Origin of the sequence: Candidatus Burkholderia verschuerenii, assembly GCF_001189365.1 — a bacterium.
Classification (GTDB): Bacteria; Pseudomonadota; Gammaproteobacteria; order Burkholderiales; family Burkholderiaceae; genus Caballeronia; species Caballeronia verschuerenii.
Map to the genome: position 1 here is coordinate 41,475 of NZ_LFJJ01000011.1, position 14,490 is coordinate 55,964.

Genomic DNA, 14,490 nt, shown 5'->3' on the forward strand with positions numbered 1-14,490 from the left:
GACATGGCGCAAGAAACCATGAGCTTCCAGGCAGAAGTGAAGCAACTTCTGCAACTGATGATTCACTCGCTGTACAGCAACAAGGAAATTTTCCTGCGCGAACTCGTTTCGAACGCATCGGATGCCGCCGACAAGCTGCGCTTCGAAGCCATCGAAAACAGCGCGCTGTACGAGAACGATCCGGAACTGCGTATCCGCGTCTCGTTCGATAAAGACGCGCGCACCGTCACCATCGACGACAACGGCATCGGCATGAGCCGCGACGAGGCGATTTCGCACCTCGGCACCATCGCGCGTTCGGGCACCAAGGAATTCTTCTCGAAGCTCTCCGGCGACCAGCAGAAGGACGCCGCGCTCATCGGCCAGTTCGGCGTGGGCTTCTACTCGGGCTTTATCGTCGCCGACAAGATCACGGTGGAAACGCGTCGCGCGGGACTGCCGGCGAGCGCGGGCGTGCGCTGGACCAGCGCGGGCGAGGGCGATTTCGACATCGAGGAAATCGAGCGCGCGCAACGCGGCACGACCATCACGCTGCATCTGCGTGCCGATGAAGACGATCTGCTGTCGTCGCACAAGCTCAAGTCGATCATCCAGAAGTATTCGGATCACGTCGCGCTGCCCATTCTGATGAAGAAGGAAGAATGGGACGCCGAGAAGAGCGCGATGGTCGAAAAGGACGAAGACGAGACCGTCAATCAGGCGAGCGCGCTGTGGACGCGGCCGAAGAACGACATCACGGACGAGCAGTACAAGCAGTTCTACCAGCACATTTCGCACGATCACGACGAACCGCTTTCGTGGACGCATAACCGGGTGGAAGGCCGCAGCGAGTACACGCAGTTGCTGTATGTGCCGAAGCATGCGCCGTTCGATCTGTGGAATCGCGAGCATCGCGGCGGGCTGAAGCTGTATGTGAAGCGCGTCTTCATCATGGACGATGCCGAGCAACTGCTGCCGGCGTATCTGCGCTTCGTGAAGGGCGTGGTGGATTCGGCGGACTTGCCGCTCAACGTATCGCGCGAAATTTTGCAGGAAAGCCGCGATGTGAAGGCGATCCGCGAAGGCGTGACCAAGCGCGTGCTGTCGATGCTCGAAGACATCGCGACGACTTCCGCCGAAGCGATGGAAGACGCCGACAAGCAGAAGTATCAAACGTTCTGGAACGAGTTCGGTCAGGTGCTGAAGGAAGGCATCGGCGAGGACTTCGGCAATCGCGAGCGGATCGCCAAGCTGGTGCGCTTTGCCTCGACGCATAACGACAGCGACGAGCAGACCGTGTCGCTTGCGGATTACGTGTCGCGCATGAAGCCCGAGCAGTCGAAGATCTACTACGTGACCGCCGACAACTGGCTGGCCGCGAAGAACAGCCCGCATCTCGAAGTGTTCCGCAAGAAGGGCGTCGAAGTGCTGCTGCTGACGGATCGCGTCGACGAATGGATGCTGTCGTTCCTGAACGATTTCGACGGCAAGCCGCTGGCTAGCGTCGCGCGCGGCGATCTGGATCTCGGTTCGCTCAACGACGAAGAAAAGCAGCAGCAGGAAAAGGTCGGCGAGGAACTGAAGCCGCTGGTCGAGAAGATGAAGGAAGCGCTCGAAGGCAAGGCCAAGGACGTGCGCCTGACCTTCCGCCTGACCGATTCGCCGAGCTGCCTCGTCGCCGACGAAGGCGACATGAGCGGCTATCTGCAACGCATGCTGAAGGCGGCGGGACAGAAGGCGCCGCAAGCGGAGCCGATTCTCGAAGTGAATCCGGAGCATCCGCTGGTCAAGGGCCTGAATCCGGACGCCGCGAATTTCGGCGACTGGTGCCATCTGCTGTTCGATCAGGCGATGCTGGCCGAAGGTGGCCAACTGGACGATCCGGCGAGCTTCGTGAAGCGCACGAATGCGCTGTTGCTGACGCGCTGATCGTTCGACGTTCGATGCGATGAAGCAAGAACGCGCCGCCGGGGAACCGGCGGCGCGTTTTTTATTTGGGCTTGCGGTCCTTGGTGGATTGCGCCAGTACCGACGCGGCGAGCTCCTTGGTTTCCTTCGAATACTTCGTGCTGTGAAGTACTTCGCCCGCGACGTGTTCCATATGCGCGCCCGTTTGCTTGCTGGTATGCGACTGCGACAGCGCGGAACCGGCCAGCTTCTTCTTGATGGCCGACGCCTTCGGATCGTGCAGCGATTCCGCTGCGAGATGCGCGACTTTTTTCGATGTCTGTTTCTTGTTGTCCGACATTCGGTGTGCCCTCGATAAGTGCCGGCGGCCTCGCGTCCGGCGGATGTCATCCTGACGGCCGGCCGTCAAGTTTCCACCGATGCACGCGCGCGATCCATACGATTCGTCCTGAGCATGCGCTGGTCCTTATAATCGACGCCATGCCGATTTCCACTGCTCGCGTCGATCGACACTGGCGCATCGCGCCGCGTCCGTCGCTCGGCGCTCATCACACCGACTGGCTCACTCGCGGCGGCTCGCTCACCGCGCATCTGCGCACGCTCGGCCGCGTCACCGTCGAGGTCACGCGCGAAGCCGTCGATCGGCCGTGGCGCGACGAATGGCGCGCGCTCAGCATCGCGCCGCGCACGCCGGTCTGGGTCCGCGAAGTCGCGTTGAAGGTCGACGATGTGCCGTTCGTCGTCGCGCACAGCATCGTGCCGCTCGCGCACAGCACGGGCATCTGGCAATCGATGCGCCGCCTGCGCACGCGACCCCTCGCCGAACTGCTCTACAGCGATAGCAGTGTGTCGCGGTCCGTGCTGGTGAGCCGCAGCGTCACGGCGCGGCATCCGCTGCATCGGCTGGCGGCGCGTCAGGGCGATACGAAGCACGCGCTCGTCGCGCGCCGCTCCGTGTTCAGGCGGCACGGCGCGCCGCTGATGGTCACCGAATGCATGCTCGATGCGCTGTGGTCGACGCTCGCCGCATCGGATGAGCGGACGCATCATCGCGATCACGCGCGTGCGTACGATCATCTGGCGTCGCACGCGAAACGCATCGTGCGCGGCGAGGCGAAATGAAGCTCGCAGGCTTTCCGCCTATCGGCGATGCGCGTACGCATACGCTTATTCTCGGCAGCTTTCCCGGCGTGGCATCGCTCGTGGCGACGCAGTATTACGCGCATCCGCGAAATCAGTTTTGGCGGCTGGTCGGCGCGGCGATCGGCGAGCCGTTGCACGAAATGGCCTACGACGCTCGCATCGAACGGCTGTTGGAACACGGCATCGGCCTGTGGGATGTGCTCGCCGCCTGCGAGCGCGAAGGCAGTCTCGACACCGCGATCCGCCACGCATCGCCGAACGATTTCGCTGCATTCCACACGCGCTTTCCGATGCTGCGCAAGGTGTGCTTCAACGGCAAGACTTCGGGCAAATTCGCGCCCGTACTCGCCGCCGCTGGCTACGCCACCCTCATCCTCCCGTCGTCGAGCGCGGCCAATGCTATCCTCTCGTTCGACCAAAAACTGCGCGTCTGGCGCGACATCCTCACTCATGACGAATCTGATCAAGCGCGCATCGGCTGAAGCACGCGCGTTCCGCGGCAAGCAGGACAAACAGAACTGCAAGCACAACCGCCGCAACGACGCGCACGATGACGACCTCGCCAACGCCCCGCGCATCGACGCGCCGCGCAAGCCGCGTTTCGCGCCCGTGACGTTCTCGGAAGAGGGCGGCGTGCGCTATCTGCATTTCGGCACGGAATGGATTCAGGGCGCGATGCGGATCCGCAAGCCCGATCACATCGAACTCGAATACGCGCAGCAGATGATGGCGTGGCTGCTGTTCGTCGAAACGCCCGAGCGCATCGTGCAACTCGGGCTGGGCGCGGCGGCGCTGACGAAGTTCTGCTATCGCTTTCTCAAGCGCGCGAAGGTCGAGGCGGTCGAGTTGAATCCGGCAGTCGTGATCGCCGCGCGCGCGATGTTCGAGCTGCCCTACGACGACGCGCGTCTCACCGTCACCGAACTCGATGCGTGGGACTTCGTCAACGATCGCACCAATCACGGCAGTATCGGCGCGCTGCAGATCGATATCTACGATGCCACCGCGCGCGGTCCGGTGCTGGACAGCGTGTCGTTCTATCGCGCGTGCCGCGCGTGTCTGACGCCCGAAGCCGGCATCGTCACGATCAACCTGTTCGGCGATCATCCGAGCTTCGTGCGCAATATGCGTCACCTCAACGAAGCCTTCGATCGTCGCGTGATCGCGCTGCCGGAAGTGCACGACGGCAATCGCATCGTGCTGGCGTTCGCGGGTCCGTCGCTCGAGATTTCGTTCGACAAGCTCAACGAACGCGCCAGGCTGATCGAAGCGCAACTCGGTCTGCCCGCGCGCAAGTGGGTCAAAGGTCTCGCGCAAAGCGCCGGACTGCCGACGACCGGCGCCTTCACCATCTAAAAAGCACCAGAACGGCGCGCGGCATTACATAAGCCTTTCACATCAGGGGAATGTTGGGGATTCCCCCTGATTGACCGGCTTTTTTCGGTCCATATACTCCCTCTGTTATTTCGGGGCGCTTTCAGCGGCATGTCATCCGACACCGGCACGTCCGCCGGGCCGCATCGACAAAAGCGAATGCTCAAAACAAAGAGAGGAGACCGTTCATGGCTCACGAAGCTGCGACCGGCATTGGACAACCGCGCAACAAGCATTGGCATTGGCATTGGCATTGGCATTGGCATTGGCATTGGCATTGGCATTGGCATTGGCATTGGCATTGGCATTGGCTTTGGCTTTGGCTTTGGCTGCTGATTCTTCCCTGGATCGGCGTGGTGTGGGTGCCGTTTTACAACAAGATCGAGCCCGTTCTGTGGGGCTTTCCGTTTTTCTACTGGTATCAGTTGCTGTGGGTGCTGATCAGCGCGGTCATCACCGCGGTCGTCTATAAGAAGACCAAGGCGCTGCCTTCGGCACGCAAGGCCGGAGGTGCGCGATGAACATGACCGCAACCTTCGTTTTCGTGCTGTTCTTCGTCGGCGTGACGATTCTCGGCTTTATCGCCGCGCACTGGCGTAAAGGCGATCTCGGCCAGCTCGACGAATGGGGTCTCGGCGGACGACGCTTCGGCACCATCGTGACGTGGTTCCTGATCGGCGGCGATCTCTACACGGCGTACACCTTCGTCGCGCTGCCGGCGCTCGTGTTCGGCGCGGGCGCGACGGGCTTCTTCGCGCTGCCATATACGATCCTGATCTATCCGTTCGCGTTCGTCGTGTTCCCGAAGCTGTGGAGCATCGCGAAGCGTCACGGCTACGTGACCGCCGCCGACTTCGTGCATGCGCGCTACAACAGCCGCATGCTGGCGCTGGCGATCGCGGTGACGGGCATCGTCGCGACCATGCCGTATATCGCGCTGCAACTGGTCGGCATCGAAGTGGTGATCGGCGCCCTCGGCTTCTCGACGCAAGGTCTGCTCGGCGATCTGCCGCTGATCATCGCGTTCGCGATTCTGGCCGCGTACACTTACACGTCCGGCCTGCGCGCGCCCGCGATGATCGCCGTCGTGAAAGACGTGCTGATCTACATCACGATCATCGCCGCGATGATCGTGATTCCGGCGCAGCTCGGCGGCTTCAGCCATATCTTCGGCGTCGTGCCAAGCGGCAAGCTGCTGCTGAAAGCACCCGATACCGCCAGCCTGAACGGCTACAGCGCGTACGCGACGCTCGCGGTCGGCTCGGCGCTGGCGCTGTTCCTGTACCCGCACTCGGTCACGGCGATTCTGTCGTCGAATTCGGGCAACACGATCCGCCGCAACATGGCGCTGCTGCCGGCGTATTCGCTGGTGCTCGGGCTGCTCGGCTACATGGCGCTCGCCTCGGGCGTGAAGGACATGCCGGAGTACGCGTCGTACTTCAAGGCCTACGGCGCGAACTTCGCGGTGCCGGCACTGTTCCTGCACTTCTTCCCGTCGTGGTTCGTGGGCGTGGCGTTCGCGGCGATCGGTATCGGCGCGCTGGTTCCGGCGGCGATCATGTCGATCGCGGCAGCGAATCTGTACACGCGCAACGTGCATCGCGAGTTCATCAATACGTCGATGACGCCGGAGCAGGAGACCAACGTTGCCAAGCTGGTGTCGCTGATCGTGAAGGTCGGCGCGGTCGTGTTCATTCTCGCGCTGCCGCTGACCTACGCCATTCAGCTGCAACTGCTCGGCGGGATCTGGATCATCCAGACGCTGCCCGCGCTGGTGCTCGGCCTCTACACGCGCGTGCTGGATCATCGCGGTCTGCTGATCGGCTGGGCGGTCGGTATCGCGTCTGATACGTGGATGGCGGCATCGCTGCAACTGAAGGGTTCGATCTTTACCGTGAACCTGTTCGGCTACTCGGTGCCGGGTTACGCGGCCGTGTGGGCGCTGATCATCAATCTGGTCGTGTCGATCGTCGTCAGCGTGCTGGTGCGCGTGATGGGCCTCAAGCGCTCGGAAGACCGCACGCGTCCGGAAGATTATCTGGACGTCGTCGAAAGCTGATTTCGACCGCCGCCCGACGCGGTTCGCGAAATGCTGCTAAAACGCCCGTAACAGCCCTCCGGCCGTTGCGGGCGTTTTTTTCATCGGCGCGGGACTTTCTGGACGCGATCAAGACGCGAGCGAACGATGCTTTCCCCGACTTCCTCCGCACTCCGACGTGGCCGCGTGGCGCGCCTTCTGCACGCGTTCGCCTCGCCGTATTTCCGCTATCGGCACGCGAATCTGATCCACGCGATACGCGTGGCGCTCGGCATGGCGACATCGTTTATCGTCACGTCGGGCATCAACCTGCCGCACGGCGTATGGGCGTCGGTGTCGCTGCTGGTCGTGGTCGGCGGTTTGCAGCACTACGGCAATATCCGCAAGAAGGCGGCGGAGCGGGCCATCGGCACCATGCTCGGCGCGGTTCGGACTATTTCTCATCCTCGTGCAGACGATCTTCGGCGCGCCGTGGCTGTTCTTTCTGCTGATGTCGGTGATCGCGGGCGGCTGCGCGTATTACGCCATTGGCAAGGCGGGCTACGTGGCGCTGTTGACGGCGATCACGATGGTCATCGTCTCGGGTCACGGCGATCTGGATTTCAGCACCGGCTTGTGGCGCACGGCGAACGTGCTGATCGGCATCGTGATCGCGCTGGCGTTTTCGTTCGTGCTGCCGCAATACGCGATCTATTCGTGGCGTTACCGGCTCGCGGACAATCTGCGCGAATGTGCACGGCTCTACGGCGCGCTGCTCGACGGTTCGCCGCTGATCGCCGAGGAAACCGCGCGCCGTTTCTACGCGATGAGCCAGAGGCTCGTGCAATCGCGTGCGCTGATGGAATCGGTCGCCAAGGAAACGGATGTGCCGCTGGCGCGGCTGGAGGAGATTCAGCGTCTGCATCGCGCGATTCTGGCGGCGCTCGAAATGCTGACCAGTTCGATGCCGGAAGTCGGCAGCGCGCGCAACTTCGCGCTTGCCTGCACGCCGCGCGAGCTTCAGGTGCGCCAGCAGTTGCTGCGGATGGCGCGTGCGCTGCGATTCGGCCGGGTGAGTCTGCTGTACCGAAGCAACGATGCACCGCTTCAGTTGACGGAACCGTGCGCGGAAGCCGACGGCGATACGACGATGACGCAAGGCATGCACTGGCTCGCGATGCGATTCTCGAAACAGGTCGAGCGCTTGCGGCTGCGGCTGTCGGAGATCGAGCGGCAGTGGAATATAGAGGGCGCGCGGCCGCTCAACGGCTGACGCGGCGCGCCTGGCGTTTCGATTGACTTAAGCCGCCGCCGCTTCTTCCGGATGGACGACGTTGATGAGCCAAGGCACGCCGAAGCGATCTTTCACCATGCCGAAGCCCTGCGTGAAGAACGTGGATTGCCACGGCGTCAGAATGTCGCCGCCATCGCTCAACGTAGTGAACACGCGTTCGCCGGATGCGGCATCGTCCGCGGCGATGGACAGCGTGAAGCCCGAATATTCGCGGCGCGGCTGACCGAATTGGCCGTCCGACACCATGATCGCGTTCGGTCCGACGCTGAACACGCCGTGCATGACCTTGTCGTGCCATTCGGGCGGGACGTTCGCGGCGTCCGGCGTATCGCGGAAGCGGACCAGCGTGTGAATCTGCGCGCCGAAAGCGGCCTGATAGAGCGCGAGCGCGTCGGCGCAATCGCCGTGATAAAACAAATAAGTGTCCAGCTGCATGTCAGACTTCCGAGCAAAGGCGGGCGTTCCGCGATAGCTGGGAGTCTATTGCACGGCCATGCTCGGACGGCTCTGAAAGCATGAAAATTACGTGTTCAGACGACTAAACACAGTGTTTCCTGCGCGAAATGACGCGATTTTTCGCTATTCGCGTGATCGGCGCAATAAAAAACGCGCGGACTCGCCGCGCGTTTTCATGCTTGTGCCGCTCAAGCTTATTGCAGCGCAGTGATCAGCTTTTCCAGCTTGATCGCGTCCGCGGCGAACGCGCGGATGCCTTCGGCGAGCTTTTCGGTGGCCATCGCGTCGTCGTTGACGAGGAAGCGGAAGGTCGATTCATCGATGGCGATCTTTTCGATGTTCTCGTTCTTCACGCTTTCCGGCGACAGCTTGCGATCGACCTTGTCGTTGCTGTCGGCGAGCTTCTTCAGCAGATCCGGGCTGATGGTGAGCAGATCGCAGCCGGCCAGTTCGGTGATCTGGCTGACAGTGCGGAAGCTCGCGCCCATCACCTCGGTCTTGTAGCCGAACTTCTTGTAGTACGCGTAGATGCGGCGCACCGACTGCACGCCCGAATCGTTCGCGCCGCCGTTCTTGACTTCGTCCCATTCCGCGCCCGCCGACTTCTTATACCAGTCGTAAATACGGCCGACGAACGGCGAAATCAGTTGCGCGCCCGCTTCGGCGCAGGCCACGGCTTGCGCCAGCGAGAACAGCAGCGTCATGTTGCAGTGAATGCCTTCCTTCTGCAGCACTTCGGCCGCGCGGATGCCTTCCCAGGTCGACGCCAGCTTGATCAGCACGCGATCGCGGTTCATGCCGGCGGCTTCGTACAGCTTGATGATTTCGCGGCCCTTGTCGATCGACGCCTTGGTGTCGAACGACAGACGCGCGTCGACTTCGGTCGAGACGCGGCCCGGGACGATCTTCAGAATTTCGGTGCCGAACGCAATCAGCAGATGGTCGATGATCTGACCCATCGGCTTATTCTTGTGCTCCTTGACGGTCTTTTCGAGCAGCGGCTTGTAGTCGTCCTTCTGCACGGCCTTCAGAACCAGCGACGGATTGGTCGTCGCGTCCTGCGGCTTGAATTCGACGAACTGTTGGAAGTCGCCCGTATCGGCGACGACGGTGGTGTATTGCTTGAGCTGGTCGAGAGCGGATGTCATGTCGTATCGTCGGCGCGTGGCGCCTTGTCAAATGCGGTAACCCGCGGATAACCATGATCGCGATGCCGTGCGGCGATGTCCCGCGCGCGGCGCGCGCCCTGAGTTCACATCGATATTTTAGTCCTGCACGCGGCATTCCCGCTTGCGGCGTGCACGTTGCGCGCGAGATTTCGACCGGCGGCGCGTTCTTGCGTTCCTTGCTCGTTCCTCGGGCGTTCCCGATCAGTCGACGGCGTAGGCGAGTTCGTGCCAGCGGCGCACCGTGCCCGAGCCTATCTGGCCGCGCGGGAAGCGCATCGCGCGGACTTCCTCGAGCGCGCGGGCGTCTTTTTGCGGATCGCCGCAACTCATTTTAAGAACGACGTCCTGCACGGTGCCGGCATCGTCGAGCAGGACGCGAACGATCGTCTTGCGTTTCTGGGCAGCGCCGGACGGCGCGCCGCGCGCCAGCAGTTTGTCGATCAGGGCCATGACGGTGAGGCGAGAGCGTGGATGAAGCATCGGCTGCGCAATGGTCAGCCGAATTCTCCATTGTAGGCGGCTCGCAAGCGCCCGCTCAGGCGCGTCGCGCGTTCAGGACGAAATGTGTCAAAACGCCCGCGACCAGTCCCCAGAATGCCGAGCCGATCGACAACAAAGTCAGGCCCGACGCCGTCACCATGAACGTCACCAGCGCCGGTTCACGCTGACGCACGTCGGCCATCGCGTTGGCGAGCCCGCTCGTGATCGAGCCGAACAGCGCGAGCGCCGCGACCGACACGACCAGCGCTTTCGGAAACGCCGCGAACAGCGCCGCGATGGTCGGTGCCCGCGATCAGATAGAACACGCCGCACCACACGGCCGCCGTGTAGCGCTTGTCGCGATTTTCGTGCGTCTCGCGTCCGATGCAGATGGCCGCCGTGATCGCCGCGAGATTGACGCCGTGCGAGCCGAACGGCGCGAGCAGCAGCGAGGCGATGCCGGTGGTCGAAATCAGCGGCGCGGACGGCGTGGTGTAGCCGTCGGCGCGCAGCACGGCGATGCCCGGCACGTTCTGCGACGCCACCGCGACGATAAACAGCGGCACGCCGATGCTGATCGCCGCCGACACCGAGAACGTCGGCATCGTGAAGACGGGATGCGCGAGCGCGACATGAAAGCGCGAAAAGTCGAGCAGCCCGAGCGCGCCCGCCAGCGCGATGCCCGCGACGAGCGTTGCCGGAATCGCGTAACGCGGCACGAAGCGCTTGCCGATCAGATAGACGAAGAACATCGCGATGACGAGCGCGGTCTGATGTTCCGTCGCATGAAAAATCTCGATGCCGATCTCGAACAGAATGCCCGCCAGCAGCGCCGCCGCGATGCCCGACGGCACGCGCTTCATCAGCGTGTCGAACCAGCCGGTCAGGCCGACGGCGCTCAGCAGCGCGGCGCAGATGACGAACGCGCCGATCGCATCGGAATAGGGCACGTTCGGCAGCGACGACACCAGCAGCGCCGCGCCCGGCGTCGACCACGCGACCACGACCGGCGCGCGGTATCGCAGCGACAGACCGATGGTGCACAAGGCCATGCCCATCGAGAGCGCCCAGATCCACGAGGAAATCTGCGCGTCGCTCAGGTGCGCGGCCTGACCGGCCTGAAACATCAGCACGAGCGAGCTGGTGTAGCCCGTCATCATCGCGACGAAACCGGCGACGAGCGTGGAAACGGAGGTATCGGAGAAGGGACGCAGGGGCGCGCGCACGACGGGCGCGGAAGGCGATGCTTTCATTTTTCGAGTGTGTGTTGCGTGTATTACTTGTGTGTTACTTGGATAAGGCGCGCATCGCGGCTTCGAGACCGGCCATCGTCAGCCCGTACATCCGGTTGCCGAGGATATTGCGAATCGCCGCGATCGACTGGCGATATTCCCACAAACGCTCCGGCTCCGGATTGAGCCACGCGTGATGCGAAAACTGATCGGCGAAGCGGCGCAGCCAGACCGCGCCCGCTTCGGCATTGTTGTACTCGACGGAGCCGCCCGGTTGCAGGACTTCGTACGGGCTCATGGTGGCGTCGCCTACGAAGATCAGCTTTGTAGTCGGGCGTGAACTTGTGCAGCACGCACGTCGAAGGTCGACGCGCGCTCGGTGTGGCGGCGGCAATTGTTCTTCCACAGATAGTCGTACACGCAGTTGTGGAAGTAATAGAACTCAAGATGTTTGAATTCCGCCTTTGCTGCCGAGAACAGCTCTTCGACGCGCTTGATGTGATCGTCCATCGAGCCGCCCACGTCGAGCAGCATCAGCACCTTCACGTTGTTGTGACGCTCGGGCACCATCTTGAGATCGAGCCAGCCGGCGTTCGCGGCGGTGCTGCGGATGGTGTCGGGCAGATCGAGTTCTTCCGCCGCGCCTTCGCGCGCGAAACGGCGCAGACGCCGCAGCGCGACCTTGATGTTGCGCGTGCCGATTTCCACCTGATCGTCGTAGTCGGCATAGGCGCGCTGATCCCACACTTTCACGGCGCTGCGATTGCCCGAGGCCTCGCCGCCGATCCGAAAGCCTTCCGGGTTATATCCGCCGTGCCCGAACGGCGACGTGCCGCCCGTGCCGATCCACTTGTTGCCGCTTTCGTGACGGCCTTTCGCTCGTCCATCAGTTCCTTGAAGCGCTCCATCAGCTTGTCGAGACCGCCGAGCGCCTCGATACGCTTCTTTTCTTCCGCCGAGAACTCGCGTTCCAGACGCTTCTTGAGCCAGTCGAGCGGGACCTCGAAAGCCTGGTCGGGAATCTGCGTGACGCCGTGAAAGTACTCGCCGAACGTGCGATCGAACTTGTCGAAGTACTTCTCGTCCTTGACCAGCGTCATGCGCGCGAGAAAGTAGAACTCGTCCAGCGACGGCTGGATGACCTGCGCCTTGAGCGCTTCGAGCAGCGTCAGATATTCCTTGACGGAGACGGGCAGCTTCGCGTTGCGCAACGAGTAGAAAAAGTCGATCAGCATGGCGCGGTCTCCTTGACGCTTTCGTAGCTCAGCGGTCGAGCCGGAACTTCAGGTTGGCACGCACCGCCGGCCATTCCGATTCGATGATCGAGAACACGACCGTATCGCGATACGCGCCGTTCCGGCTGATGCCGCTGTTGCGCAGAATGCCGTCCTGTTTCGCGCCCAGCCGCGCAATCGCCGCGCGCGATGCGTGATTCATGAAATGCGTGCAGAACTCGACGGCGATCGTGTGCAGTTGCTCGAACGCGTGCGTGAGCAACAGCAGCTTGGCTTCGGCATTGAGCGAGGTTTTTTGCACCCGCTTCGCATACCACGTATGGCCGATTTCCAGCCGCCGATTCGCCTCTTCGACATTGAAATAACGCGTCGAGCCGACGATCTCGCCGCTCTTCTTGTCGATCACCGTGAACGGCTGCGCGCCCAGCCGATCGCGCATGTCGAGCGCGGTGTCGAGATAGGCGCGCGTTTCCTCGGGCGAGGGCACGAAGGTGTACCAAAGCTTCCACAATTCGCCGTCGCTGGCGGTGGCGCTCAGGGCGTGCTCGTGTTCGAGCGTGAGAGGCACGAGCCTGACGTGCTCGCCTTCCAGCGTGACGGGTTCGATCCAGCGGCTCATTTGTCTTCTAGCGATGATTGCGGTTCATGAACAGCAGCCGTTCGAACAGCGCGACATCCTGCTCGTTCTTCAGCAGCGCGCCGTGCAGCGGCGGGATGATCTGCTTCTGATCGTCGGAGCGCAGCGCTTCGGGCGGAATGTCTTCGGCGAGCAGCAGCTTGAGCCAGTCGAGCAGTTCGGACGTCGACGGCTTCTTCTTCAGGCCCGACACATTGCGCAATTCGAAGAAGCTCTGCATCGCGGCGGCGAGCAGGTCCTGCTTGATGTTCGGAAAATGCACCTCGACGATATCCTTCATCGTCTGCGCATCCGGGAACTTGATGTAGTGGAAGAAGCAGCGGCGCAGGAACGCGTCCGGCAACTCCTTCTCGTTATTCGACGTGATGATCACCAGCGGCCGATGCCGCGCCTTCACGAGCTCGCGCGTCTCGTAGACATAGAACTCCATGCGGTCGAGTTCGCGCAGCAGATCGTTCGGGAATTCGATATCCGCCTTGTCGATCTCGTCGATCAGCAGCACCGACTGCGAATCCGAGTCGAAGGCCTGCCACAGCACGCCCTTGACGATGTAATTGCGGATGTCCTTCACGCGCTCGTCGCCGAGTTGCGAATCGCGCAGGCGCGAGACCGCGTCGTACTCGTAGAGACCCTGCTGCGCCTTGGTCGTCGACTTGATATGCCATTGCAGCAGCGGCATGCCCAGCGCGGTAGCGACTTCCTCCGCCAGCATGGTCTTGCCGGTGCCGGGTTCGCCCTTGATCAGCAGCGGCCGTTGAAGCGTCATCGCGGCGTTCACCGCGAGTTTGAGGTCGTCTGTCGCAACGTACTGCGATGAGCCTTCGAAACGCATGACGAAGATCCCGGTCGGAGAAAAAAATCCCAGTATAAGTCAGAAGACCTTTTGAGATAGCCGCGCGGCAGGTATCGTGTGAGCCGCCGTCGACGGGCTGTCGGGGCCGTGCCGGACGCGGTTTTCGAACGCGCGCGACGGCCGTTGCGGACCATCGCGCGGGCGGTGGCTGGGCGCGCGTGCAATTTCCGTACGCGGCCGTGCGCGCCGGGCAGGGACGAATTGTCGCAGGCGGAAACGCTGCCTTGCGCCACGCCGTCGTCGTACTTGACGAAGGAATCGCTGCCCCCGGTGCGGGCGGCGTTGTTGGCGTAGCTGATACCGGCATCGATGATGCCGTACAGGGTGACGCTGCTCTGAGCGTGGGCGGTCGTTGCTGCGAGCGAGGCAAAAGCGGCGAGAGCGGCGGTTGCCAAGAGATTCTTCTTCAAAACAAGCTCCGTGAGTTGTTGGTTCGCGGTGTGCGGTCGTTGTGGTTCAACGCGTGTCTGCGATGTATCACGCTCTGTTGGCGTGTGACAGCGACGGGCGAAATGTAGCGGTCGCTAAAGAAACAAATGTGACAGTGCTTTCACGCGCCTTGCGCTGTGTCGCGCGTGCAACAGCACTAGGCTCTATTCACATTTGAAGAAATGTGTTTACATCTCATCTTTTGCGTAAGCGATCAAGATGAGTCGAATGTTGCTGACCGATGAGATATGGGGACGACTGGAGTCCATTGTTCCGGGTAAGCC

At 62.3% G+C, this 14,490-nt stretch carries 12 protein-coding genes and 4 pseudogenes; 7 read left to right on the forward strand and 9 right to left on the reverse strand.

Annotated elements, in window-relative coordinates; genetic code table 11:
- The first annotated feature begins 3 nt into the window (after positions 1-3).
- Positions 4-1,908, forward strand: coding sequence for a molecular chaperone HtpG (gene htpG / locus BVER_RS04390; RefSeq protein ID WP_050452241.1), 1,905 nt, complete (start codon positions 4-6; stop codon positions 1,906-1,908).
- Between the two features lie 61 nt (positions 1,909-1,969).
- Here the strand turns inward: htpG and BVER_RS04395 are convergent, their stop codons facing one another.
- Complete coding sequence (locus tag BVER_RS04395) at positions 1,970-2,227, reverse strand: hypothetical protein (RefSeq protein ID WP_050452242.1); 258 nt, start codon at positions 2,225-2,227, stop codon at positions 1,970-1,972.
- Positions 2,228-2,367: 140 nt separating this feature from the next.
- On the opposite strand from BVER_RS04395, the gene BVER_RS04400 reads away from it, so the two are divergent.
- From BVER_RS04400 to BVER_RS04425, 6 genes and pseudogenes are all read left to right on the forward strand, one after another.
- Positions 2,368-3,009: a chorismate--pyruvate lyase family protein gene (locus BVER_RS04400; protein WP_050452243.1), complete on the forward strand. Its 642-nt coding sequence runs from the start codon at positions 2,368-2,370 to the stop codon at positions 3,007-3,009.
- Positions 3,006-3,512 (forward strand): DNA-deoxyinosine glycosylase, encoded by a 507-nt coding sequence (locus tag BVER_RS04405; RefSeq protein WP_050452244.1) that lies wholly within the window; start codon positions 3,006-3,008, stop codon positions 3,510-3,512. Before BVER_RS04400 ends, BVER_RS04405 begins: the two co-directional genes overlap by 4 nt.
- Positions 3,481-4,386, forward strand: a complete 906-nt coding sequence (locus tag BVER_RS04410; protein WP_050452245.1) for a class I SAM-dependent methyltransferase — start codon at positions 3,481-3,483, stop codon at positions 4,384-4,386. The genes BVER_RS04405 and BVER_RS04410 overlap by 32 nt, the downstream gene beginning before the upstream one ends.
- 347 nt (positions 4,387-4,733) lie before the next feature.
- On the forward strand, positions 4,734-4,925 hold the full coding sequence (locus BVER_RS04415) for a DUF3311 domain-containing protein (protein WP_050452260.1): 192 nt from the start codon (positions 4,734-4,736) through the stop codon (positions 4,923-4,925).
- On the forward strand, positions 4,922-6,463 hold the full coding sequence (gene mctP / locus BVER_RS04420; RefSeq protein WP_050452246.1) for a monocarboxylate uptake permease MctP: 1,542 nt from the start codon (positions 4,922-4,924) through the stop codon (positions 6,461-6,463). The genes BVER_RS04415 and mctP overlap by 4 nt, the downstream gene beginning before the upstream one ends.
- A gap of 126 nt (positions 6,464-6,589) precedes the next feature.
- Positions 6,590-7,694 (forward strand): annotated as a pseudogene (locus BVER_RS04425) (FUSC family protein).
- 27 nt (positions 7,695-7,721) lie between these two features.
- Here the strand turns inward: BVER_RS04425 and BVER_RS04430 are convergent.
- From BVER_RS04430 to BVER_RS29815, 8 genes and pseudogenes are all read right to left on the reverse strand, one after another.
- Entirely contained in the window at positions 7,722-8,150 is a 429-nt protein-coding gene (locus tag BVER_RS04430; protein WP_050452247.1) for a VOC family protein, read from the reverse strand.
- A gap of 215 nt (positions 8,151-8,365) precedes the next feature.
- Entirely contained in the window at positions 8,366-9,319 is a 954-nt protein-coding gene (gene tal, locus BVER_RS04435; RefSeq protein ID WP_050452248.1) for a transaldolase, read from the reverse strand.
- Positions 9,320-9,541: 222 nt separating this feature from the next.
- Positions 9,542-9,790 (reverse strand): energy transducer TonB family protein, encoded by a 249-nt coding sequence (locus BVER_RS04440; protein WP_050452249.1) that lies wholly within the window; start codon positions 9,788-9,790, stop codon positions 9,542-9,544.
- An 85-nt stretch (positions 9,791-9,875) separates the two neighbouring features.
- Positions 9,876-11,073: pseudogene (locus BVER_RS04445) on the reverse strand (benzoate/H(+) symporter BenE family transporter).
- Positions 11,074-11,107: 34 nt separating this feature from the next.
- Positions 11,108-12,287 (reverse strand): annotated as a pseudogene (locus BVER_RS04450) (vWA domain-containing protein).
- Positions 12,288-12,315: 28 nt separating this feature from the next.
- Positions 12,316-12,906 (reverse strand): GNAT family N-acetyltransferase, encoded by a 591-nt coding sequence (locus BVER_RS04455; RefSeq protein ID WP_050452250.1) that lies wholly within the window; start codon positions 12,904-12,906, stop codon positions 12,316-12,318.
- 7 nt (positions 12,907-12,913) lie between these two features.
- Positions 12,914-13,756 (reverse strand): AAA family ATPase, encoded by an 843-nt coding sequence (locus tag BVER_RS04460; protein WP_050452251.1) that lies wholly within the window; start codon positions 13,754-13,756, stop codon positions 12,914-12,916.
- Positions 13,757-13,995: 239 nt separating this feature from the next.
- A pseudogene (locus BVER_RS29815) lies at positions 13,996-14,187 on the reverse strand (porin); the annotation flags it as partial.
- Positions 14,188-14,490: the final 303 nt, after the last annotated feature.

Coding starts and splice junctions, on each gene's coding strand:
- BVER_RS04455 (WP_050452250.1), bottom strand. CDS start 12,906: ATGAGCCGCTGGATCGAACCCGTCACGCTGGAAGGCGAGCACGTCAGG.
- BVER_RS04410 (WP_050452245.1), top strand. CDS start 3,481: ATGACGAATCTGATCAAGCGCGCATCGGCTGAAGCACGCGCGTTCCGC.
- BVER_RS04395 (WP_050452242.1), bottom strand. CDS start 2,227: ATGTCGGACAACAAGAAACAGACATCGAAAAAAGTCGCGCATCTCGCA.
- tal (WP_050452248.1), bottom strand. CDS start 9,319: ATGACATCCGCTCTCGACCAGCTCAAGCAATACACCACCGTCGTCGCC.
- BVER_RS04400 (WP_050452243.1), top strand. CDS start 2,368: ATGCCGATTTCCACTGCTCGCGTCGATCGACACTGGCGCATCGCGCCG.
- BVER_RS04405 (WP_050452244.1), top strand. CDS start 3,006: ATGAAGCTCGCAGGCTTTCCGCCTATCGGCGATGCGCGTACGCATACG.
- mctP (WP_050452246.1), top strand. CDS start 4,922: ATGAACATGACCGCAACCTTCGTTTTCGTGCTGTTCTTCGTCGGCGTG.
- BVER_RS04460 (WP_050452251.1), bottom strand. CDS start 13,756: ATGCGTTTCGAAGGCTCATCGCAGTACGTTGCGACAGACGACCTCAAA.
- htpG (WP_050452241.1), top strand. CDS start 4: ATGGCGCAAGAAACCATGAGCTTCCAGGCAGAAGTGAAGCAACTTCTG.
- BVER_RS04430 (WP_050452247.1), bottom strand. CDS start 8,150: ATGCAGCTGGACACTTATTTGTTTTATCACGGCGATTGCGCCGACGCG.
- BVER_RS04440 (WP_050452249.1), bottom strand. CDS start 9,790: ATGGCCCTGATCGACAAACTGCTGGCGCGCGGCGCGCCGTCCGGCGCT.